Raw genomic sequence first — 22,452 nt, 5'->3', positions numbered from 1 at the left:
ATTACGGTGGGCGGCTGGGCTGGCTGCGCGCCGCGGTGCTCGGCGCGAACGACGGGCTGGTGTCGACGGCGAGCCTGATGCTCGGGGTGGCCGCCTCGTCGGCGTCCCGGACGGCCGTGCTGACCGCGGGCCTTGCCGGGCTGGTCGCCGGGGCGGCGTCGATGGCCGCCGGGGAGTTCGTCTCGGTGAGCTCCCAGAAGGACGCCGAACGCGAGGACCTGGCCACCGAGGCCGCGGAGCTCGCGACCGACCCCGACGCGGAGCTGGAGGAGCTGGCCGGTATCTACGTCCAGCGCGGGCTGAGCCCCCGGCTCGCGCGGGAGGTGGCCGTGGAGCTCAGCCGCACCGACCCCCTCGCCGCGCACGCCCGTGACGAGCTCGGCCAGTCGCCGCAGAGCGCCGCCCGCCCGGCGCAGGCCGCCGGGGCTTCGGCGCTGAGCTTCGCCGTGGGCGCGGCGCTCCCGCTGGTGGCACTGCTCGCCAGCTCCGGCACGGCCAGGGCCGTGTTACTGGTTGTGATCACCGAGGTGGGGCTGGCGCTGCTCGGCGTCACCGGCGCCGCGCTCGGCGGCGCGAGGCGGGCGCGGGCGGCGGTCCGCGTCGTTCTCGGCGGATCGGCCGCCATGGCCGTGACGGCCGCGGTGGGCGCCCTCGTCGGCACCACCATCGGCTGAGCCCATGGCGGCTGGGCCCGGTGGCGGCGCCTGTTCCGTCCGCGACGATCACCTGGTGTGGTCGCGCTGATGCACGACAGGAGCGCTGCCGGCTAAAGTGCTGGTTATGGCAGGACAGACCCGGCAGGGACGGTATGCGCAGGAGGAACGGCGGGAGCTCAGTGACCTCCTGCTGGAGCTCGGTCCCGACCAGCCGACGCTGTGCACCGGTTGGACCACTCGCGACCTGGCCGCCCACCTGGTCGCCCGGGACCGCAAGCCGCAGACGCTGCCCGGGCTCGCGATACCGCAACTGCACAAGATCACCGAGCGCGTCGAACGGGCCACCAGGGAGTCGCACTCCTATGAGGATCTTGTCGCGCTGGTCCGCAAGGGCGCGCCGGTATGGCACCCGGCCCACGTCGCGCTGGTGGACGAGATGATCAACCATGTCGAGTACTTCGTCCACCACGAGGACGTCCGGCGGGCGCAGCCGGACTGGAAGCCGCGGGATCTCGACGTCGCCGAGCGGGACAAACTGTGGAAGGCGCTGAAGATGGTCGGCAAGCTCGGCGTCCGCAAGTCCCCGGTCGGCGTCGTGGCGGAGCGTACCGACGGGGAGGGACGGCAGGTGCTGCGCTCCGGCGGCCGGCAGGTCGTGCTTGCCGGCGCGGCCCCCGAACTGCTGCTCTACGCCTTCAACCGCCGGGAGCAGGCCCTCGTGGACATCCGCGGCGACGACACGGCCATCGCCGACTTCCGGGCCGCCCCCTCCGGCCTGTAAGTCAGTCCCCGTCCGCGTAGAGATCCTTGAACGGCCAGGGCCGGATCGTCGATGTTCCAGAAACGCGTGGCCAGCGGATAGTCGAACGGGCGTACCACCAGTTCGAGACCGGCTCTCCCGCACAGCGGGGCGTTGCAGGCGAGCATCTTTCCCATCACCGACATGGCCGAGCCGCACAACAGGAGCGCGATGCTGTTGCCACCGGAGACCGCCCGGTCGATCTCCCGCTGAAGAATCGACGGGAGTTCGGGGGACACTGTGCTCAGATACGGGAATTCGTCGATCACAACTGGTCCGGGCCGGCCGCCGGCCACCGAGAACAGGTGGACGATCGCTTCGTCCCAGTTGGCGAACCGCTGGGGCACCGGCGTACGTGTGTGCTCGGCCAGAGCCTCGGCGAAGAGGCGCAGCGACTCCGCCTGCGTCGCCCGGGTGGCCCCGAAGTACAGGCCCGGTGTCTGGCGGGCAAGAGCCTCCAGCAGGAAGGTCTTCCCCTGGCGCCGCCGCCCGCTGACCACGCCTGGTTACGACACGAACTTCCAGATGGCGCTCTCCGGAAGCGGCGGCAGCGTGGGCAGCTCCTCTTCGTCCCAGGTTTCGAAGAGAAGGTCGATTGCCCGGGCCAGGGAGACCGTCTCGCCGCGGTACAGCCTCAGTACCGATTCCTCGTACTGCCTGGCGAGTGAGGGTGCGGCCAGCTCCTCGTGGACGAGCAGGTCGAACTCGACGATATCGGTCCTGGTCGTGCGCACGGAACGGATCCGATGGGCCTCGTTCTGATCCACCTGCCCGAGTTCCCACAGGCGGCGCGCCAAAGTGGACATGTCGACGCGGAAGGCGCTTGCGGCCCTGACCACGGCGGTGCGAAGGTCATCGCCGCGCTCCCGCAGTTCGGCCCAGGTGCGGTGCAGCCCGGCCGCGGGCAGCAGGACGGCTCGGGCGAACCGGTCGAGCCGGGTTTCCCATGCGTTGTCGTCGTCCTGCTCGGCGATGCGCCAGTCGACCGTGTATTCGTCGGCGAACAGATAGTGGCCCAGTGCGTGCGCGAGAGCCAGCCGCCGCCGCCCTACCCGGAGGTGACCGTTGACGATGGCGATGCCACCGCGGGCCAGCAGGATCGACGCGGCGTCCGCGGCGTCCGGCCCCAGATCGAAGGAGAAGGCCAGCAGACCGAGCCGGCCTACGCGCGCGGATATGTCCAGGAAGGGCTCGGCGCCGTCAAGACCGAGAAGCTGGCGTACCTGTGAGGCACAGCGTTCCGCCTGGATGCCTCCGCCTGCCCGGCTGGTCGGCTTCCTGCCCCGACCCACGGCCCGCGGAACAGCTCGTGTTCCGCGGAACACTCGTGCCCCGCGGAACACGAGTGGGGGAGCCGCTACCGGAGGGCGGGCTGGGCCGTGGCATCAAGATGATCGAGTAGTTTCGCGATGTTCTCCGCCGGGACGGGGGTCCAGTCCCAGACGTCCACGCCTACGTTGATCTGCCGGTCGTGGATCTGCCAGGCGTCGTGCACGTGCCCGCACAGCAGCGGGCGGCCGTCGTCCTCGGGGCGGCGGTCGGCGTAGCGGTCCCGCTCCGTGTGGTCGCCGTGGTACGGGAAGTGCGCCAGCGTGACAATATGATCACCAATGCGGTGGTCCCGCACGACTCCGTCCGCGTGGACGTGGGTGAAACCCGCGTCGATGTAACGCCGGACCTGGCCGGTGTGCCGGCGGTGCCCGGACCAGCAGGCATCGTGATTTCCCGCGACGAGAATCTTGTGGCCGTTCAGCCCGGCGACCGGGCCGAGTTTCGTCGGCGTCAGGGAGACGTCCCCGAGCACCCACACCGTGTCCTCGGGTGCCACGACGGCATTCCACCGCCGCACCAGGCCGGCGTTCATCGTCTCGACGTCGGGCCAGGGGCGGGAGGCATAGGTCAGAATGTTCGTGTGGCCGAAGTGGAGATCAGCCGTGTACCACGTCGTCACAGCTTTCCTCTTCCGTGCTTCTCGCACTGTCGCAATCGGTTCCCTGTATCTGGGCCGGCGTTTCTCCGGCCTGGTCGTCCGTCCGCCAGCCGTACACGGTGAAGCCGGCATTTTCGTCGGGTGTCACTTCGTCGGGTGTCACTTCGTCGGGTGTCACTTCGTCGGGTGGCAGCCGGCCATGACGGATGAATCGATCATAGCGGACGCCGGCCGTCAGCGGCCATGGGCCGCCGGGCGGTGCCGGGCGGCTGCCCATGGCCGCTGACGGCCGGTGGTGCTCCGGGATTTCAGGCCGCGGCCTACGCCTGGGCGGCGACGATTACTTTGCGCAGCGCAATCGGTGGTGGGCCGCATATTTCGGCCAGCTGGGCGATCCGTGCCCGGTGCTCGCGCTGTTGTGCCCGGGTGAGCACGGTCCTCAGCTGGGCGGCGGCGGCAAGCGCGACAACGGCGGCGTCGTACGGGTCGACACGCGCTGGCGGGACGCCGTCGTGTACCACCCGGCCGGCGTTGGCGTGCAGTTCCCTGACAACGCGCGGATCCCGCACGGTTATCGCGTCCGCGGGGAACAGGTGGAGTATCCGGCGTGGCTCCACGCGAATCCAGCCGGCAGTCTCCAGCTGGTCCCGTACCGCTCGTACGGCCGGACGGGCCTCCCGGCGGATCCAGTATTGCCACGAACGTGGCCGCGATGATCCGGTGATCTGCTTCAGGATGCCTGCCAGCAGCGGATCCACATCCCGGACGCGGCCCGTCGCCGCCGATGGCGGAATCACCCGCGCCCTGCCCTTCACGTCGCTGAGATGGCCGGTGAGAAACAGGTCGGTAAGCGCCGCGGCGCGCAGCAGGTAGCCGAGGTACAGGCGGCCGGTCAGCCGCTGTCTGTCGATATCGTAGGAAGCCAGGTAGAGCCGCGCCGGCAGGGATTCGGGGAGGTTCACCGCTGTGTCCTTCCTTGGCCGTGCTCTTTTTGGTCATGCTCTTCGTCGGTGTCCGGGCCGGGCTTCGGGGGGCGTCCGCGGCGCGGGAGGCGTCCGACGTCCTCGGGCAGCCGGCCGGCCTCGGACAGCGCCCGGCGCAGCAGGAACTCGATCTGGGCGTTGGTGCTGCGCAGTTCGGCGGCGGCCCAGCGGGCGAGCGCGTCGTGCACGGCGGGATCCAGCCGCAGTAGGATTTTCTTCCGCTCCGTCACCGGCGACGCTCAGTGGTAGAGCGAGCCGGTGTTCACCACCGGCTGCGTGGACTGCTCGCTGCACAGGACGACCAGCAGGTTGCTGACCATGGCCGCCTTGCGTTCGTCGTCCAGCGCCACGATGTCCTGTGCCTCGAGCCGGGCGAGGGCGAGCTCGACCATGCCGACCGCCCCTTCGACGATCCGCTGGCGGGCGGCGACCACGGCGCCGGCCTGCTGGCGGCGCAGCATGGCGTGGGCGATCTCGGGGGCGTAGGCCAGGCGGGTGATGCGCGATTCGATGATCCGCACCCCGGCGGACGCCACCCGCGCGGCGATCTCCTCGGAGAGCCTGCCCGTGATCTCGGCGGCGTTCTCCCGCAGCGAGAGGGTGGCGTCGCCGTGATTGTCGTACGGGTAGCTGGTGGCGATGTGCCGCACCGCGGTCTCGGCCTGGGTGCCGACGAACTCGACGAAGCTGTCCACTTCGTAGACGGCCCGTGCGGTGTCCCGCACCTGCCAGACCACCACGGCCGCGATCTCGATCGGGTTGCCGTCCGCGTCGTTGACCTTGACCGTGGTGGTCTCATGGTTGCGGATCCTGGTCGAGATCTTGCGTCGTCTCGAGAACGGGTTCACCCAGCGCAGGCCGGTCGTGCGGATCGTCCCGGTGTAGCGGCCGAACAGGGACAGCACGCGCGCCTGGCCGGGCGCGACGGCGGTCAGGCCGAACAGCGTCACCGCGCCGCCGAGGACGAGCAGGCTGCCGAGGACGACCAGTACCACGCCGCCGGCGCGGCCGGGGCCGGAAAACGCCAGCACCAGCAGTATCCCGCCGGCGATGGCGCCGGGCCCGAGAAGTAACACCACCGCCAGGCTCAGGGCGAGCGCGGCCCAGCCGGGCACCCCGTTGACGGGCCGCTCCTGGATCTGTGCCGCGGGTATCCGCGTGGCCGCTTCGGAGCTCTCGGTGCTCATGGTCGATCCCCCTTGTGTGCCGCTGTCGCCGACATCCAAATTCTATCAGAGTGATATCACTTTTTGGCGGCGGCGTGACCACGGGGAGGCTGAACGAGGAACAGCGGGACGCGGCTGGGAGAGCGGCGCCGGCTCAGGGCCAGTCGATGCCGTCGATGAGCTCCGCGGCGCTGACCTGGAGCAGGCCACTGCGCCCGGTCTCGTCGTACTTGCCGCCGACGAGCTGCCAGATCCGCACGGTCCGGTGCTGGGGGTCGGCGACGATCAGCTCGTCCACCCCGTGCGCGGCATAGAAATCGATCTTCGCGTAGGTCTCGTCGTCCGGAGAGACGACCTCGACGGCCACGGCGGCGGTGGGCAGGAACACCCCGGTGGGCCGCCCGCGGTGCAGCCCACCGTCGGGCACCCGGTAGTTGTCCTGGCGGCCGAGATTGAACGGGCCGGTGCGCACGAGTCCGGCGGCGCGTGCGCGCGACCGCAACAGAGCACTCAACTCGTCATCGACGCGGCCGTGTTCCGCGGATGGTCCTGGTGCCACGTGATATTCCCCGTCCCACACTTCGTCGAAGGTGTCCTGCCCGAGTGCCTGGCGTCGGGCGATGAACTCGTCGAGAACATGCGGGCGTTCGCCGAGGATCACAGTGCGCACGTCGAAATCATCTCCCAGGTCGGGCTGTCCCAGCTCGGGTTGTTTCCCTGCGACCTTGCGTTCCTGATCAATGATAGATCGACGCCATACCGCGATCCATCAGGGTCTTCCGGGGCGCCGCATGTGCTACGACATATGCCAACATGCCAGCGCAGGTGGCGCCCCGGAGAGGTACGGGGTGGATTCCAGTGGTCGGTCAGTGGGCCGCGTTGCCGTTGCCGCGGCGGCGCGACGCGGGGCTGGTCAGGGACGGCGGCTGGTAGCCGGCGTCCTCCGGGTTGATCGTCGTACCCGGCGGGACGATCTCGTCGATACGGTCCAGCACGTCCGGTGTGAGCGTCACCTTGACGGCGTCGAGCTGGGACTCGAGCTGTTCGAGGGTCCGCGGGCCGATGATCGCCGAGGTGACGGCGGGATGCTCCAGGACGAAGGCGAGGGCCAGGTGGATCAGGGACAGCCCGGCATCCTGGGCCAGCAGGGCCAGCCGCTCGACCGCCTCGAGCTTGGCGACGTTCGCCGGCCGGCTCAGGTCGAACCGGCCGGGGACGAGCGCGCTGCGGCGCGACACCGGCGGTTCGGCGCCCTTGCGGTAGCGCCCGGACAGCCAGCCGCCGGCCAGCGGGCTCCACGGGATCACCGCCAGGCCGTAGCGCTGCGCGACCGGCAGGACCTCCCGCTCGATGCCCCGGGCCAGGATCGAGTAGGGCGGCTGCTCGGACACGACGCGCTCGCGCCCGCGGCGCTCGGCGGTCCACTGCCCCTCGACGATGCCCGACGGCTCGAAGGTCGACGTCCCGATATAGCGGATCTTGCCCTGGTGGACGAGGTCGCTGAGGGCGCCGAGGGTCTCATCGAAGTCGGTGCCCGGCTCGGGGCGGTGGACCTGGTAGAGGTCGATCCAGTCGGTCCGCAGCCGGCGCAGGCTGTTCTCGACCTCGAGGGCGATCCACCGCCGGGAGTTGCCGCGCTGGTTGGGCCGGTCGCCCATCACCCCGTGGAACTTCGTCGCGAGCACCACCTCGTCGCGGCGGCCACCGGCGAGGGCCTTGCCGACGATCTCCTCGGACTCACCCTGTGAGTAGACGTCCGCGGTGTCGATGACGTTGATGCCCGCGTCGAGCGCGCGGTGAATGACCGCGATGCTCTCGTCATGGTCGGGACTGCCCCAGGCGCCGAACATCATGGCCCCGAGTGTCAGCGGACTGACCTGGACTCCGGTTCGTCCGAAAGGGCGAAGCGACACGTGCCCCACGCTCCTCGTGAGATTGGCTCTCCGTTGCGACACAGCCCCCACCGCATCTGCACCCAACCGGTCGGACGGGCCGGTAATTCCCACGTCAGAGGGGTGTCAGAGGGGCAGCTGGTCCAGGGCGCGGAAGATGCGCTCCACCGATACCGGGTAGGCGGTGCGCAGGGTCTGGGCGAACAGGCCGACCCGCAGTTCCTCGATCATCCAGCGAATCCGCTGGAGCTCCTCGCGGTGCGGGCTGTCCGGCGGCGTCCGGTCGAGCAGCCGCCGGTGTTCCAGCGTCACCTGCTCGACCTGCAGCATGCGCTGCCGGTCGCGGTCCGGGTCGGACGGGAGCTTCTCCAGCCGCCGTTCGATCGCGGCCAGGTAGCGGGCGACGTCGGGCAGCCGCTGCCAGCCGGTGGCGCTGACGAAACCCGGATAGACCAGCCCCGAGAGCTGGGAGCGGATGTCGTCCAGCGCCGGTGCCAGCGCGGCGGGGCCGGCGCTCGTCCCCGCCCGCCGGGCGGGCTCCCGCGACCGTGCCGACTGCGCCTGCGGCTGCGGCTGCGGCTGCGTGCGGGCCTGCCAGTCGGCCAGCTGCCCGGTGACGGTGTGCGCCGTGGCGAGGACGCGTTCCACCTTCGTCACCACGTCGAACGCGGTCTCGTCCAGGTCGGCCTGGACGATGCCCCGCAGCTTGGTGAACCCGTCGGCGTCCCACACCGGCCCGCCGGCGGCCGCGATCAGCTTGTCGGCGGCGCAGGCGACGCAGTCGTCGAGCAGCTCGACGACGCCGCGGTACGGATGGTGACTCAGCGTCAGTTTAGCCGTGTTGCTCAGCCGCGCGTTGATCTGCTTGACCGGGGACGGCATGTTCAGCAGCAGCAGGCGCCGGCAGCCCGGCCACATGGCCTGGCGCGCCTCGGTCTCGGTGGCGAACACGCGGATCGCCACGCTGCTCCCCTGGTCGACCAGTGCGGGATACGCCCGCGCCGGCCGGCCGGGGCCGGGGCGCTGCCGCTCCACGAGCTGCGGGAGCGCGTCGAAGTCCCAGCCGCGCAGGCCGTCGCGCTCGACGCCGTCGGCCACGGTGCGGACCGCCGCGCGCATCGTCGGCGCCAGCTGGTCGACGAGCGCGGCCAGGTCCTTGCCCTCGGCGAGGGTGTGCTGCTCCTCGTCCACCACCCGGAACGTGATCCTGAGATGGTCGGGCACCCGGTCGAGCTGCCAGGACTCCCGCGGCACCGCCACCCCGGTGAGACGCTCGAGCTCGCGTTCCAGCACGGCGAGCAGCGGCCCGTCCGCCGGGGCCACCGCCGCGAGCACCCGCGCGGCGTAGTCGGGCGCCGGCACGAAGCCGCGCCGGATCTGCTTGGGCAGCGAGCGGATCAGCGCGGTCACCAGCTCCGCCCGCAGGCCCGGCACCTGCCAGTCGAAGCCGTCGGAGCTGACCTGGTTGAGCAGCGGCAGCGGGATGCGCACGGTCACCCCGTCGGCGTCCGTGCCGGGCGCGAACTGGTAGGACAGCGCCAGCGTCAGCTCCCCGTGCCGCCAGGCGTCGGGGTAGTCGCGTTCGTCGACGCCGTCCGCGCCGGCCCTGACGAGCATGGGCGCGGAGAACGCCAGCAGGTCCGGCTGGGAGCGGCGGGCCTTCTTCCACCAGCTGTCGAAATGGCGGCCGGAGACGACGTCGGCGGGGATCCGCTGGTCGTAGAAGTCGAACAGGGTGTCGTCGTCGACGACGATGTCGCGCCGGCGGGCCCGGTGCTCAAGCTCCTCGGCGTCGTCGAGCAGCCTGCGGTTGTCGTGGAAGAACGCGTGGTGCGTCTGCCAGTCGCCCTCCACCAGGGCGTGGCGGATGAACAGGTCCCGGCACAGGGCGGGGTCGACCGCGGAGTAGTTCACCCGGCGGGAGGCCACCAGCGGCAGCCCGTACAGGGCCACCTTCTCGAAGGCGACCACGGCGGCCTGCTTCTTCTCCCAGTGCGGTTCGCTGTAGGTGCGTTTCACCAGGTGCGGCGCGAGTGCCTCGGCCCATTCCGGCTCGATGCGCGCGACGGTCCGCGCCCACAGCCGGGACGTCTCGACGAGCTCGGCGGCCACCAGCCAGCGCGGCGGCTTCCGGAAGAGCGCGGAGCCCGGGAAGACCGCGAACCGGGAGCCCCGCGCCCCCTGGTACTCCTGTTTGTCGGCGTCCCTGACGCCGATGTGGGACAGCAGGCCGGCGAGCAGCGCCAGGTGGATGTTCCGCGGGTCGGCTGGGGTGCCGCCGACGGGTATTCCGAGACTTCTCACGACCTGGCGCAGCTGGCCGTGGACGTCCTGCCACTCCCGTACCCGCAGGTAGTTCAGGAAGTCGGCCCGGCACAGCCTGCGGAACTGGTTGCCCGACAGCTGCTCCTGCTGTTCCCGCAGGTACTCCCACATGTTGAGGTAGGCGAGGAAGTCGGACTGCGGGTCGGTGAAGCGGCCGTGTTTCTCCGCGGCGGCCTGCTGCGCGTCGACGGGACGTTCCCGCGGATCCTGGATGGACAGCGCGGCGGCGATGACCATGACCTCGCGGACGCACCCGTTGTCGCCGGCCGCCAGCACCATGCGGGCCAGCCGCGGGTCGAGGGGGAGCTGCGCCAGCTTGCGCCCCAGCGGGGTCAGCCGCATCTGCGCGCCGGCCCGGCCCGGCGTCTCCGGCCTGTCCGGCTGTGCCTGCGGCCTGTCCGGCTGCTTCGGCGTGCCGGCCGGCTCGACGGCGCCGAGCTCCCGTAGCAGGAGCACGCCGTCGGAGATGCTGCGCGAGTCGGGCGGGTCGATGAAGGGGAAGTCCGCCATGTCACCCAGCCCCAGCGCGGTCATCTGCAGGATGACCGAGGCGAGGTTGGTACGCAGGATCTCCGGGTCGGTGAACGCCGGGCGCGCGCCGAAGTCGTCCTCGGAGTACAGCCGGATGCAGATCCCGTCGGCGACCCGTCCGCACCGCCCCTTGCGCTGGTTCGCGGACGCCTGCGAGACCGCCTCGATCGGCAGCCGCTGCACCTTCGTCCGGTTGCTGTAGCGGGAGATCCGCGCCAGGCCGGGGTCGACGACGTACCTGATGCCCGGGACGGTCAGCGACGTCTCCGCGACGTTGGTGGCGAGCACGATCCGGCGTCCGGTGTGGGGCTGGAACACCCGGTGCTGCTCGGCGGCGGACAGCCGTGCGTACAACGGCACGATCTCGGTGTTCGGCAGCTGCTTCTTCGCCAGGACGTCGGCGGTGTCCCGGATCTCCCGCTCTCCGCTGAGGAAGACCAGGATGTCGCCGGGCCCGGCCGCGCACAGCTCGTCCACGGCGGCGGTGATCGCTTCCGGCAGGTCGCGCTCGATCATCGTGGCCGGGCCGTCACCGCTCTCGCCGTCGGTGCCGGGGTCGGGGCCGGTGCCGGGGCCACCGGCGGCGTCGAAGCCGGCCGGCACGACCAGCGGCCGGTAGCGGACCTCCACCGGGAAGGTGCGGCCGGTGACCTCGATCACCGGCGCGTCCCCGAAGTGGCGGGCGAAACGCCGCGGGTCGATCGTCGCCGAGGTGATGACGACCTTCAGGTCGGGCCGGCGCGGCAGGAGCTGCCGCAGGTAGCCCAGGATGAAGTCGATGTTGAGGCTGCGTTCGTGGGCCTCGTCGATGATCAACGTGTCGTACTGGGACAGCAGCCGGTCGGTCTGGATCTCGGCCAGCAGGATGCCGTCCGTCATCAGCTTGATCAGGCTGTTGTCGCCGACCTCGTCGGTGAACCGCACCTTGTAGCCGACGGTCGCGCCCGGCCGGGCGTCCGGGCCGTCGAGCTCCTCGGTGACGCGTTCGGCCACGGCGCGGGCGGCCAGGCGCCGCGGCTGGGTGTGACCGATCAGCCCGCGCACCCCCCGGCCGAGCTCCAGGCAGATCTTCGGCAGCTGCGTCGTCTTGCCGGAGCCGGTCTCGCCGGCGAGGACCACCACCTGGTGGTCGCGGATCGCGGCGCGGATGTCGTCCCTGCGCTGGCTGACCGGCAGGTCCGGGGGATAGGTGATCCGCGGCACGGCCGCCAGCCGCCGTTGCACGCGCAGCGCCGCCGCCTCGACGTCGGCGGCGATCTCGGCGGCCACCGCCGCGCGGGCCTGGGGGTCGCGTATCCTGCGCGCGCCGTCGACACGGCGTTGCAGGCGGCGCTGGTCACGAACCATCAGATCGGGCAGGCGTTCGGCCAGCTCGGCGAGCGGAGGCATCAGAAGGCAGCGTCCAACAGAGTACGGAGAGCGGGCAAGGGGGCACGAGCATCGGCCGGAAGGCCGGCCGTCCGCCGTCCCCCCGGCATTCCCGGTGTCATGACCTACTATCCCGCACAGCGGGAGCAGATAAGGCGGGGCGGCCTGGGTAGGACATCCGGCGATGGACGTATCCGGAGCACCCGAGACGACGGATGCCGCTGTCGGGGGCGACCCGTTCGGGCCGCTGCCGGTGGCCAGCGCGGTCCTCGACCGGCGGGGCACCGTGGTCTGGTGGAGCCGGGCCGCCGAGCGGATGCTCGGTCATGCCGCCGCGGACGTGCTCGGCCGTGCGGCCACCGCGCTGCTGCACCGGTCGGCGGACGGCACGGCGGTAAGCGCCGGGGCCGGGCGGTGCCAGGCCGACAGCGGCTGGGGAGGACGGCTGCCCGTCGTGCACGCGGACGGCCACCGCATGGACCTCTACGCCCGGGTCTGCCCGATGCTCGGCCCGGACGACGGCTCGAGCTGGCTCGTGCTCGCCTCCGACGACGCGCAGATGCCCTGGTGGATGGTGGACCAGCTGATGCTGGGCGGCATGCTCGCCCAGTCGCCGATCGGCATGGCCCTGCTGGACGAGGAGCTGCGGTACAGGTGGCTGAACGACGCGCTGGCGCGTTCCGGCGGTGTACCGCGCAACGCCCGTCTCGGCCGGCGGCTGAGCGAGCTGCTGCCGGGCCTGCCCGCCGAGCGGATCGAGGAACGGATGCGCGAGGTGCTCCGGACCGGAGTGCCGATCATGAATTTCGAGTACCGCGGCCGGACGGTCGCCGACCCCCACCGGGAGCACGCCTACTCCACCTCCTTCTTCCGGCTGGACGACTCGGCCGGGCGGGTCCTGGGGGTGTGCTACATCGTCGTCGACGTCACCGACCGCTGGCGGGCGCAGCAGCGGCTGGCCCTGCTCAACGACGCCAGCGCGCGGATCGGCAGCAGCCTCGACGTCATGCGCATCACCCAGGACCTGGCGGACGTGGCGGTGCCGCGCCTGGCCGACTTCGTCGTCGTCGACCTGCTGGAGTCGGTCCTGCGGGGTGAGGAACCGGCGCAGCCCGTCACCGGCACATCCCGGATCCGGCGGGCGGGGCAGCGCTCGGTGCTCCCCGGGTGCCCGGAGTCGGTCGCGCGGACCGGGGACGTCGTCCAGCCGTCGTTTCCCGCCGCCCGCTGCCTGACCGACGGCCGGCCCGTGCTGGAACCGGTGCTGGACGTCGCGACGAATCCGTGGATCGCGCAGGACCGGCCCCGGTGGGCGAAGATCCGCCGGTTCGGCATCCGGTCGCTGATGGTGGTTCCGATCCGGACCCGTGGCGTCATCATGGGGGTGGCCACGTTCGTCCGGCGGGTGCGCACGGATCCGTTCGACGAGGACGACCTGCTGATCGCGCAGGAGTTCGCCTCCCGGGCCGCGGTGTGGGTCGACAACGCCCGCCGGTACACCCGGGAGCACGCCGCGGCCCTGACCCTGCAGCGCAGCCTGCTGCCGCGCAGCCTGCCCGGCCAGACCGCCGTGGAGGTGGCGTCGCACTACCGGCCCGCGGACGAGAGCGCGGGCGTGGGCGGGGACTGGTTCGACGTGATCCCGCTGTCGAGCGCCCGGGTGGGCCTGGTCGTCGGGGACGTCGTGGGCCATGGGCTGCACGCGGCGGCGACCATGGGGCGGCTGCGCACCGCCGTGCACACCCTGGCCGGTCTCGATCTTCCCCCCGACGAGCTGCTGGCACACCTGGACGACCTGGTCATCCGGCTCGCCGACGAGGAGGAGAACGCCGCGGGCAGCGCCAGCACCGCAGTGCTGGGGGCCACCTGCATCTTCGCGGTGTACGACCCGGTCAGCCGGCGCTGCACGCTGGCGCGGGCCGGCCACCCCCCGCCCGCCCTCGTCAGCCCCGGCGGGACGGTGGACTTCCTCGACCTGCCGGTGGGCCCGCCGCTGGGCCTCGGTGGCCTGCCGTTCGAGTCCACCGAGCTGGAGCTGGGGGAGGGCAGCCTGCTGGCCCTGTACACCGACGGGCTGGTCGAGGGCCGGGGCAGCGACGTCGACGCCGGGCTGGAGCAGCTGCGCGCGGCGCTGGACGGGGCGGACCGCCCGCTGGAGGAGATCCGGGACAGGGTGATCAAGGAGCTGCTGCCCGACCGGCCCGAGGACGACGTCGCCTTCCTGCTCGCGCGCACCCACGCCCTGCGGGCGGAACGGGTCGCCTCCTGGGACCTTCCCGCGGACCCGGCCGTGGTGGCGCTCGCCCGCGCCCACGCGGCCCGGCAGCTGGTCGCGTGGGGGTGCGGCGAGGAGGTGCTCACCATCGAGCTCGTCGTCAGCGAGCTGGTCACGAACGCGATCCGGTACGCCACCGAACCGATCCGGCTGCGCCTCATCCGCGACCGCACGCTGATCTGTGAGGTCTCCGACGGCAGCAGCACCTCGCCGCGCCTGCGGCACTCCCGCACCACCGACGAGGGCGGCCGGGGGCTGTTCCTGGTGGCGCAGTTCACCCAGCGGTGGGGCGCCAGGTACACGTCCAGAGGCAAGACCATCTGGGCCGAGCAGCCGCTGCGCTCGTTCGACACGGGCCTGCCGAGCTGGGGCGGCCTCTGGGACGCCCCGGTCTGACGCTCCCGTGGGCCGGCTGTGGTCCTTGGTTCACCTTCCGGGCTCTGTCGCCGGGGCCGTCCGGGGGTTATCGTCCGTTTCCGTGTGCGATTCACCGCAGCTCGTGGGCTCGTCCGATATCGCAGCCGCGCTGGGCGTGACCCGTCAGGCCGTCGACCACCGGCTCCGGACCGATCCGCGCGCGCCCGCCCCGGCCGCGGTGGTGAACCGTACCGCGACCTGGGGTGGCACCCGGGTCTGGTGGCGCGCCGACATCGATCGCTGGCTCGGCGGCGCCGACCCCGGCCGGTGGGCGAAAATCCCCGGGGGATGCCGGTGAGGCCCCGCCCGGGGTGAGCGCCGTGACGGCAGCCCCGGCTGTCCCGGCAGCTCCGGCTGTCCCGGTCAGCCGAGGGAGGCCGTGAGCCGGCGGGCCACGGAGACGACCGGGCCGGGCAGGGGGGCGTAGCCGATCGTCCGGGTGCTCAGCTGCCCCTGGGCAAGGGCGTAGGCGAGGTAGTAGCGCAGGAGCTCGACGTTGTCGTTCCCCCGCGCGCAGACGATCGTGTACGTGACCGCGGACGCCGGGTAGGCGAGCGGGTCGTCCGGCGTGTAGTCGATCGGGAGCCGCAGGTCCTCGCGGCCGGACTGTCCCGGTGCCGCGGCGGACTGTCCCGGTGCCGCGGCGGCCTGGCTCAGCGCCGCGGCGACGCTGGTGCCGTTGGCCGAGACGTACGTGCCGGACGTGGTCCGCAGCGCCGCCGTCGGCAGCCCCTGCTCGGCGGCGAAGGACAGCTCCACGTAGGCGATGCCGCCCGGCCTGTACATGACGCCGGCTGTCACCGCCTCCGAGCCCCTGGCGGCGAGGGAGCTGTCCGGCCAGGACAGCTCCTTGCCGGTCCCGAGGCGCCAGGACGCTCCCACCGTCGCGCTGAGATACCGGGAGAAGATGTCGGTCGATCCGGAGGAGTCCTGGCGGTGGACGGGACGCACTGGCAGGGCGGGCAGTGCGCCGCCGGGATTCTCCGCCGCTATTCGCGGGTCGTTCCAGGTGGTTATCTCGCCCTGGAAGATTCCTGCGACCGTCGCCGGCGACAGCCGCAGGGAGTACGCACCCGGCAGGTTGTAGACGAACACGAGAGCGCCGCCGGCGACGGGGATGTGCAGTGCCCGGCCTGCCGGGGCCGGACCGGACGGTTCGGCGGCCAGGGCTGGTCCGGCTGTTGCGGATGGTTTGTGCGTCGTGGTCGTGATCGACTGGGTACAGCGTTTGTTGGCGTCCTGTTGTTCCCGTTCTGTCAGAACGGCGTCGGAACCGGCGAAAGCCACGTTGCCGGCTATGAAGCGTTGAATACCCACACCCGATCCGACGGGATCGTACGTCACCTGGGCGTCGTGGCAGCGGGTGGTGAAGTCGCTGATCCACCGGGCCTGCAGGTTCTGCTGGAAGGTGGCGCCCGCGCCGACCAGCTTCCCCGCGGCGCACTGCGGATCCGGGCTGGCCCCGGTGGCCCGGTCCGGCCCGTCCGCCGTACAGGCCGTCAGAGCCAGGCAGGCCGTCAGGGCCAGGCAGAACACGGTGACGAGCGGGACGAGCAGCCGGGCGGCCGCCGCTCGCCGTGGCGGAACGCGTCGCGCCGTGGCCACCTCCATCCCCCGATCCGCATTCTCTCGCATCTGGAATACGCGAATGCGGATGGTCGCAGTGGCCCGGAAACGTGGCATCGTGCTCCGTGTGGACGGCCGGCTAATTGAAGGTGAACATGGCTGAAGGGCGGTTGGGACGCCGCCGGCCGGCGCGGGGGCGGCCGGCGTTTTCGTTATTGTTCGCGGCATGCGGCGCCCATCATCCCACCGTGTCCGGCCCGCTCACCGTACCCGTGGGATCCGTACCCGTGAGATCCGTACGCCTGGGATCACCCATGGGATCCATCCCGGCCGGGCCCGTCACGCTCATCAGCACGCCCATCAGTGGGCCGATCGTCTTTCGTATCGGATATTGGCCGTCCCGCTGGTCACCGCGCTGGCGGCCCTGAGCGCACTGCTGGTGGGCGGCCTGCGGCCGGGGCCGGCCGGTATGGGCACGGCGTGCCCGGCGGAGCAGCTTCTCGTGGTCGCCGCCCCCGACATCGTCGACGCCGTCTCCGCCCTGGCCAGCCGCTACACCGACGGCCCGGGCCGGGGATGCACGGCCATCCGGGTCCAGGCGCGGGAGCCGGCGACCGTGGTCGAGGCTCTCAACGGCGGGTGGGACAGCGCACGGTACGGGCCGCGTCCGGACGTGTGGATTCCCGACAGCTCGCTGTGGCCACGCCTGCTCGGCGCCGCCCGGCCGGGCGGCGAGGCCGGTGCCGTCACCGCGCGTACCGGGCCGCCGCTGGCCTATTCGCCGCTGGTCCTCGCGTTGCCCGCCCCCATGGCCAACGCCCTGCACTGGGCGGAACGCCCACCCACCTGGGCCGACATCCTGCGCGCGCTGAGCGCGGAGCAGGGCTGGGCCGCCCTCGGACATCCCGGGTGGGGGCCGGTGCGCCTGGAGATGGCCGACCCGGCCCGCTCCACCCCCGCGCTCCAGGCGCTCATCGCCTGGACGGGCGCCGCCCGCGGCCTCGGCCAGGAGGACTATCTGCCCGCCACCGCGGTGGACCAGCCGTCGGTGGTGGGCCTGCTGCGGAAGCTGCGCTCCCGGGCCGGCCAGGCGCAGGCGGGCTCCGGGGCGGTGTTCGTCATGAACGAACAGGAGGTCTGGCGGTACAACCAGGGCCAGCCGGCGGTCCCGCTGACCGCCGTCTACCCCGCGGACGGGACACCCGTGTCCGACCATCCGTACCTGCTGCTGCATCCGGCGGGCACCGCGGCGGGGCGGCGCGCGGCCGCCGCGGGCCTGTTGCGTTTCCTGCGTGAGCCGGACTCACAGACGTGGCTGGTCAGCCAGGCGTTCCGCTCGGGCCTGGGGGCCGAGGGCGCCCCGTTCGTCCCCGCCAACGGGCTGCGGGCGGACGGCGTCACCGACCTCCTGCCGGCAACGGGTGCCACCACCCTCAGACGGCTCACCCAGGTCTGGGACTCCTTGCCGGTACCTGCCCGATGACAGGACGTCACAGACATCACAGACATCACAGCTGTGCCGCGTGGGCCGAGGGCGGGCGCCGATCGACGCGAGGGGGCCGCGGGCCTCGGCGTGAGGGTGCCGCGATGCCGGTACGGCCGGCCGTCCCAACAAAAAAAGATCTTGTTCTGGATGTATATTGCTACGCTTGCTCCATGGCCACCAGCGCGCGGGCGGCGTCTGTCGCGGACCTCGCCTTCCTCCTGTCGCAGGCAAGCCACGCGCTGACCACGGAGCTGGCGGCCGGCCTCACCGAGCTCGGCATCTCACCGCGTGGCCATTACGTCCTGTCCAGTGCGATGTCGTGCGACCTGACCCAGGGCCAGGTTGCCGAGCTGTGCGCCCTCGACAAGACCACGATGGTGGTGACGCTCGACGAGCTCGAGAAGGCGGGGCTCGTGCAGCGACGGCCGTCGAGCACGGACCGCCGGGCCCGGATCGTCTGGGTCACCGAGGAAGGCAGGCGAACGGCCGCCCGGGCCCACGAGATCGTGACGCGCATCTGCGACGACGTGCTCGCGGCGCTCCCGGCCCCTGAGCGCGACGCCTTCGTCGACGGGCTGGTGCGGCTCGTCCAGGGCCGGCTGTCCACGCCGGTGCAGTGTGAGCGGCCGGTACGGCGGCGCGAGCCCCGGCTCCATTAGTTCTGAAAGAAATCTTCCCGAACAAAACTATCTGGTACGGTCGCATCTGGCGCTCGTGAGCCCAGCCGGCCCCGGCGGCGCGATCATGATTCTTCCGCGCCGCAACCGGTTCGGCTCCCGAGCCATCCCAAGTCCCCGAGCCGCCAGGAGGCGACCACATGACCGGGCCTGTCGCAGGCGACCGCATGACCGGGCGTGTCGCATCGGCCACCCGAACCGGCGACTCCCGCTGGCCGGCGCTCGTCGTCCTCTGCGTCGGGATGCTGATGATCATTCTGGATGGGGCGATCGTGAACGTGGCGTTGCCCGCCATCCAGAACGACCTCGGCTTCTCCCAGTCGGGCCTGGCCTGGGTCGTCAACGCTTATCTGATCGCCTTTGCCGGCCTGTTGCTCCTCGCCGGCCGGCTCGGCGACCTGATCGGCCGTAAGCGCGTCTTCATGGCCGGGCTGAGCGTGTTCACCGCGGCGTCCCTGCTGTGCGGCGTGGCTGGCAGCCAGGAGATGCTGATCATCGCACGGTTCGTCCAGGGCGTCGGCGGGGCCATGGCCTCCGCCGTGATCCTGGGCATGATCGTTACGATGTTCCCGCAGCCACGGGAGCAGGCCAGGGCGATCGGCGTCTACAGCTTCGTCGCGTCCGCCGGCGCCTCGATCGGCCTGCTCGCCGGCGGTGCCCTCACCCAGGCCCTCAGCTGGCACTGGATCTTCTTCGTCAACATCCCCCTCGGGATCGTGACCGCCGTGCTGGCCGCACGCCTGCTCCAGGCCGAGCGCGGGATCGGGCTGCGCGCGGGAGCCGACATCGCGGGCGCGTTTCTCGTCACCGCGGCGCTGATGCTCGGTGTGTACACAATTGTCGCGGCGGCCGATCACGGCTGGGCCTCCACGCGCACGCTCGGTTCCGGCGCCGTCGCGGCCGCCCTGCTCGCCGGGTTCGTCGTGCGCCAGGCGAGCGCGAGCAACCCGCTCCTGCCGTTGCGTATCTTCCGGTCGCGCAACGTCGTCGGGGCCAACCTCATCCAGATCCTGATGGTGGCCGGCATGTTCGGGATGTTCTTTCTCGGCGCGCTGTACCTGCAGCGGGTGCTCGGCTACGACCCGGTACGGACAGGCCTGGCGTTCCTGCCGGTCTCGCTGGGGATCGGGCTGCTCTCCCTCGGTTTCTCCACACAGCTGAACGCCCGTTTCGGCGAGCGTGCCGTGCTGGTGCCGGGCCTGGTCCTCAGCATGGCCGGGCTCGCGCTGGTCACCCGCGCACCTGTGGGCGGCAGCTATGCCACGGACGTCCTGCCGGCGATGCTGCTGCTCGGCGTCGGCGCGGGACTGTCCTTCCCGGCGCTGACGACACTGGCCATGTCCGCCGCCACGCCCGCCGACTCCGGGCTCGTCTCCGGCCTGGTCAACACGACGTTGCAGGCCGGCGGCGCGCTCGGCCTGGCGATCCTGGCCACGCTGTCGGCGTCGCGCACCGGACATCTGGCCGGGGCCGGGGAGAGCACCGCCGCGGCGCTGACCGGCGGCTACCACCTCGCGTTCGGCGTCGGTGCCGTTTTCGTGGCCGTCGCCGTCCTCATCGCGGCCACCGTCCTGCGCCCAGCGGCCGGGGCGACGTACGAGCCCGCGCCCGCCGACGAGCCTCCCGCCATGGACATCACCTACTTCGAGGGCGCGGCCGCCGCCGAGTAGTCAGCGATCGATTGCCGGCTACGGCTACCCAGCCCCGGTCAGGGCGCGGGCGGCGGCTGCGGCCACGGCCGGCGTGAGGTCCGGATGGTCCAGCGGCGGCAGCAGCTCCCCGGCCCGGGCGTGCGCGGCCAGTGCCTCCACCGCGGCCAGGCGGGCCGCCGGGGTGATCCGCCGCTGGGTGGTGATCGCCGCGGTGAGCAGGCCGGGAAGGGCGTGCAGCGGGCGGGGAGCCGTCGTGGCGGCGGCGAGCGGTGGCGGGGTCTCGGGGCGGGTCCGCAGCAGCGGGACGCCCGGCGGCGGGGCCATCAGCCCGATCAGGTCGATGATCAGATCGATGCCGTCGGCGAGCTGGTGCAGCGGGGCGGTGCCGTAGGGCACCGGGTCGTAGAAGGTGAGGTCACCGATACCGGCGGCGATCAGCAGGCCGGACAGATCCCCGCCGCGGCCCGGATCCACCAGGACGACCCGGGCCCGGCGCGGGTCGATGGAACGCAGCCGCAACGCATTGACGGCCGCGGCGGTGGCGGCGACGGCGAGGCCGTCGTTGACGCTGTCCAACAGCAGATGGGGGACGGTGTCGAGCGCGGCGCGGGCGGCGTGCACATGCTGGATGTGGGTGTGGACCAGGATGGTGGCGGCGAAACCGGGGGCGAGCATGCGCACGGCCGCGGCGAGGTCGTCCGGGCCGTGGGCGGCGATGGGCAGCGGGAAGACGTCGAGGCCGGTGGCCCGGTGCAGGTGGACCGCCTGGGACTCCACCGCGGGCAGGGCGGTCTCGGCCCGCAGCGGCTCGAAGTCGAGCACGGCACTGGCGTCGGTCACCAGGGCGACCCGGCGCGACCGACCGGTGTAGCGGTCGGTGTGCAGGGGGTGCTCGGCCAGATGGGTGATCACGCGGCGGTCCGCGTCGGCGTCCAGCAGCGCGACGTCGTGGCCGGTGGTGGTGACCGCACAGACCCGCTGGGCGAGCTTGCCGGTGGACGCGGCGAGGAAGACCAGGTCCTCGGTGTGCAGGAGGTCGGCGCCCAGCCGGTGGCGCAGGACGCCGCCCAGCCAGGTCAGGGTGTCCGCGCTGTCGGCGTCCAGGGTGATGTGGTGTACCTCGCCGGCGCCCGCCTCGTCCGCCTGGCAGGTGACGGCTCCCGGCGCGTCGGCGATGATCGTCTGGACCGCGGCCAGCGCCCGGGACGGTACCCGGATCTGGATGCTGTACGCCGGGTTGGCCCCGAGCGGGCTAGGAGTGATCACCGTGGTAGGGCGGAGCTCGTCTCGGCCTCGCGTAGCTCCGCCAGCAGTTCCTCACGCCCGGTCAGCATCTCGGTGAGGATCCGCCGCGCGGCCCGCATCAGCTCGGCCACGTCGCCGCCGGCCAGCGCGTACACCACCGTCGAGCCGTCCCGGGTCGCCGTCACGATCCCGGACCTGCGTAGCACCGCCAGTTGCTGGGAGAGGTTCGACGGCTCCACCTCGATGGCCGCCAGCAGCTGGCGCACCGGAGCCGGCCCCTCCGCCAGCAGCTCGAGCACCCGAATCCGCACCGGATGCCCCAGCATGCGGAAGAACTCCGCTTTCGCCTGGTAGAGCGGAACCTGTACCCCCACCGGACTCCCTTCAAGCCCGTCCACCGCACCAGAACCTGTTGTTGACCGGCATCCGTTGTTGAAATTGAAGAACTTCGCAAGTGTACTGCCGGACGCCCGCATCCGCGCCGGGTTCGCCGGCCGCCCCCGAGGGGAGCCGCCCACCGGGGCGGTTGTGAGGCTACCCGTTCTGCCGCTCGGACATGACGGCGCGCAGCCGTTCGGCGTCCGCGTCGCCGAGGGCGAGGTGCCGGCGCGCCGCCTGGAGGCTGACCAGCTGGTAGCTGGCCGTGGCCGTGGCCATCGCGTCGCCGTCCAGGCTGAGGATCTCGGCACCGGCGTGGACGAGCCGGCGGCCGGGCCTGTCCTCGTCCTCGGTGCGGATCCGGGCCACGCAGTCGTAGGCCGTCCCGACGAGCAGCGGCAGGAGGTAGCGCACCTTCATGGTGGTGGTGAACGCCGTCAGGCCGGTCCGCAGCACGATCAGATTGCCCATGACCTCGTCGCAGACCACCCCGGTCAGGCCGCCGTGCACAACCCCCGGGTACGACTCGTGGGCCCGCCCGAAGCGGAAGCGGGCCTGTACCCCCTCCGGATGAGTCCGGATCCGTAGCTGCAGGCCCTGCTCGTTGTGTGGCGAGCAGCCGAAACAGCGGTAGTCCGGCACCGCCGACCAGGGGACCTCGACCGCCTCGCCGGGATGCTCGCCGGCCGGGAACTCCCCCGGCGGGCGGGGGATGTCGATATCGACGGGTACGTCACCGGCGGTGTCGGCGGTTGGCATCCTGAAATCTCCCCGTTCCCGTTCCCGTTCCCGTCGCCGTGGTCGCCTTTTTATGGTTGACGCCGGTGAGCAGGTTACCAGGAATCGCGCGGCGCGATCGGCCGGACGCGGGCCCGGGCGGGTGGCGGGGCAGGTGCCGGCGGCGGCCGGCGCGATTCACCGGGTTCTTTCGCGGAATTGACGGGGAATTCACCGCCACGTCGGCCGGCGGCGGCGCGGCCGTGATTTGTCGGGCTGTCCCCGACCGGCTTTTCTGGCCGGCGCCGGCACGGACCGGGGCGTCGATGGTGTGGCCCGGCCCGGGACGCTCTCGCCCGGCCCGCCCGGCCCGCCCGGCCCGCCCGGCC

General features: G+C 71.9%; 21 protein-coding genes. 7 read left to right on the top strand and 14 right to left on the bottom strand.

The genetic code is table 11. From position 1 onward, the window contains the following. Positions 1–674 (top strand): VIT1/CCC1 transporter family protein (locus NBX02_RS17915; protein WP_250292324.1); only part of this gene is annotated, 674 nt, incomplete at its 5' end. A gap of 106 nt (positions 675–780) precedes the next feature. Next, positions 781–1,437 carry a TIGR03085 family metal-binding protein gene (locus NBX02_RS17910; protein WP_250283446.1) on the top strand — a complete coding sequence of 219 codons (657 nt, stop codon included), beginning with the start codon at positions 781–783 and terminating at the stop codon, positions 1,435–1,437. On the opposite strand, the gene NBX02_RS17905 is transcribed toward NBX02_RS17910, so the two are convergent. From NBX02_RS17905 to hrpA, 10 genes are all read right to left on the bottom strand, one after another. Beyond that, the gene (locus NBX02_RS17905; RefSeq protein WP_250283444.1) at positions 1,344–1,955 is read right to left on the bottom strand and encodes an AAA family ATPase; all 612 of its coding nucleotides are present in this window, start codon (positions 1,953–1,955) and stop codon (positions 1,344–1,346) included. The two genes, NBX02_RS17910 and NBX02_RS17905, sit on opposite strands and share 94 nt — an antisense overlap. A gap of 6 nt (positions 1,956–1,961) precedes the next feature. Then, positions 1,962–2,747: an ImmA/IrrE family metallo-endopeptidase gene (locus NBX02_RS17900; RefSeq protein WP_250283443.1), complete on the bottom strand. Its 786-nt coding sequence runs from the start codon at positions 2,745–2,747 to the stop codon at positions 1,962–1,964. A 65-nt stretch (positions 2,748–2,812) separates the two neighbouring features. Further along, positions 2,813–3,406 (bottom strand): hypothetical protein, encoded by a 594-nt coding sequence (locus NBX02_RS17895; RefSeq protein ID WP_250283440.1) that lies wholly within the window; start codon positions 3,404–3,406, stop codon positions 2,813–2,815. Continuing rightward, on the bottom strand, positions 3,384–3,662 hold the full coding sequence (locus tag NBX02_RS17890) for a hypothetical protein (protein ID WP_250292322.1): 279 nt from the start codon (positions 3,660–3,662) through the stop codon (positions 3,384–3,386). The genes NBX02_RS17895 and NBX02_RS17890 overlap by 23 nt, the downstream gene beginning before the upstream one ends. A gap of 43 nt (positions 3,663–3,705) precedes the next feature. Continuing rightward, a complete protein-coding gene (locus NBX02_RS17885; protein WP_250292320.1) occupies positions 3,706–4,347 on the bottom strand; it encodes a GOLPH3/VPS74 family protein in 642 nt (213 codons plus the stop codon). Next, on the bottom strand, positions 4,344–4,598 hold the full coding sequence (locus NBX02_RS17880; RefSeq protein WP_250292318.1) for a hypothetical protein: 255 nt from the start codon (positions 4,596–4,598) through the stop codon (positions 4,344–4,346). Before NBX02_RS17880 ends, NBX02_RS17885 begins: the two co-directional genes overlap by 4 nt. A gap of 9 nt (positions 4,599–4,607) precedes the next feature. After that, positions 4,608–5,555, bottom strand: coding sequence for an SPFH domain-containing protein (locus NBX02_RS17875; RefSeq protein WP_250292317.1), 948 nt, complete (start codon positions 5,553–5,555; stop codon positions 4,608–4,610). Between the two features lie 133 nt (positions 5,556–5,688). Next, entirely contained in the window at positions 5,689–6,204 is a 516-nt protein-coding gene (locus NBX02_RS17870; RefSeq protein ID WP_250292315.1) for a Uma2 family endonuclease, read from the bottom strand. A 196-nt stretch (positions 6,205–6,400) separates the two neighbouring features. Continuing rightward, complete coding sequence (locus tag NBX02_RS17865; RefSeq protein WP_445548515.1) at positions 6,401–7,387, bottom strand: aldo/keto reductase; 987 nt, start codon at positions 7,385–7,387, stop codon at positions 6,401–6,403. Between the two features lie 165 nt (positions 7,388–7,552). Next, positions 7,553–11,671, bottom strand: a complete 4,119-nt coding sequence (hrpA, locus tag NBX02_RS17860) for an ATP-dependent RNA helicase HrpA (RefSeq protein ID WP_250292311.1) — start codon at positions 11,669–11,671, stop codon at positions 7,553–7,555. A gap of 163 nt (positions 11,672–11,834) precedes the next feature. Between hrpA and NBX02_RS17855 the strand changes: the two genes are divergently transcribed. Continuing rightward, entirely contained in the window at positions 11,835–14,321 is a 2,487-nt protein-coding gene (locus tag NBX02_RS17855) for a SpoIIE family protein phosphatase (protein ID WP_250292310.1), read from the top strand. Positions 14,322–14,424: 103 nt separating this feature from the next. Beyond that, positions 14,425–14,640 carry a hypothetical protein gene (locus tag NBX02_RS17850; protein ID WP_445548513.1) on the top strand — a complete coding sequence of 72 codons (216 nt, stop codon included), beginning with the start codon at positions 14,425–14,427 and terminating at the stop codon, positions 14,638–14,640. A 65-nt stretch (positions 14,641–14,705) separates the two neighbouring features. Here the strand turns inward: NBX02_RS17850 and NBX02_RS17845 are convergent, their stop codons facing one another. Further along, positions 14,706–15,953, bottom strand: a complete 1,248-nt coding sequence (locus tag NBX02_RS17845; RefSeq protein ID WP_250283424.1) for a phosphate ABC transporter substrate-binding protein PstS — start codon at positions 15,951–15,953, stop codon at positions 14,706–14,708. 346 nt (positions 15,954–16,299) lie between these two features. On the opposite strand from NBX02_RS17845, the gene NBX02_RS17840 reads away from it, so the two are divergent. From NBX02_RS17840 to NBX02_RS17830, 3 genes are all read left to right on the top strand, one after another. Beyond that, complete coding sequence (locus tag NBX02_RS17840; RefSeq protein ID WP_250292309.1) at positions 16,300–17,391, top strand: substrate-binding domain-containing protein; 1,092 nt, start codon at positions 16,300–16,302, stop codon at positions 17,389–17,391. Between the two features lie 173 nt (positions 17,392–17,564). Beyond that, positions 17,565–18,053, top strand: a complete 489-nt coding sequence (locus NBX02_RS17835) for a MarR family winged helix-turn-helix transcriptional regulator (RefSeq protein WP_250283421.1) — start codon at positions 17,565–17,567, stop codon at positions 18,051–18,053. A gap of 185 nt (positions 18,054–18,238) precedes the next feature. After that, complete coding sequence (locus tag NBX02_RS17830) at positions 18,239–19,741, top strand: DHA2 family efflux MFS transporter permease subunit (RefSeq protein WP_250292307.1); 1,503 nt, start codon at positions 18,239–18,241, stop codon at positions 19,739–19,741. Between the two features lie 24 nt (positions 19,742–19,765). On the opposite strand, the gene NBX02_RS17825 is transcribed toward NBX02_RS17830, so the two are convergent. The 3 genes from NBX02_RS17825 to NBX02_RS17815 all read right to left on the bottom strand — a co-directional run bounded on the left by NBX02_RS17825 (position 19,766) and on the right by NBX02_RS17815 (position 22,105). Continuing rightward, positions 19,766–20,986: a malic enzyme-like protein gene (locus tag NBX02_RS17825; RefSeq protein WP_445548514.1), complete on the bottom strand. Its 1,221-nt coding sequence runs from the start codon at positions 20,984–20,986 to the stop codon at positions 19,766–19,768. After that, a complete protein-coding gene (locus tag NBX02_RS17820; RefSeq protein ID WP_250292304.1) occupies positions 20,986–21,342 on the bottom strand; it encodes an ArsR/SmtB family transcription factor in 357 nt (118 codons plus the stop codon). Before NBX02_RS17820 ends, NBX02_RS17825 begins: the two co-directional genes overlap by 1 nt. 160 nt (positions 21,343–21,502) lie before the next feature. Continuing rightward, complete coding sequence (locus tag NBX02_RS17815) at positions 21,503–22,105, bottom strand: PaaI family thioesterase (RefSeq protein ID WP_250283414.1); 603 nt, start codon at positions 22,103–22,105, stop codon at positions 21,503–21,505. Between the last annotated feature and the right edge of the window lie 347 nt (positions 22,106–22,452).

The sequence above is a fragment of the Protofrankia sp. CiP1_Cm_nod1 genome (genome assembly GCF_920888515.1).
In the GTDB taxonomy this organism is placed as follows: domain Bacteria; phylum Actinomycetota; class Actinomycetes; order Frankiales; family Frankiaceae; genus Protofrankia.
This window is presented reverse-complemented; position numbering and strand designations above follow the sequence as displayed.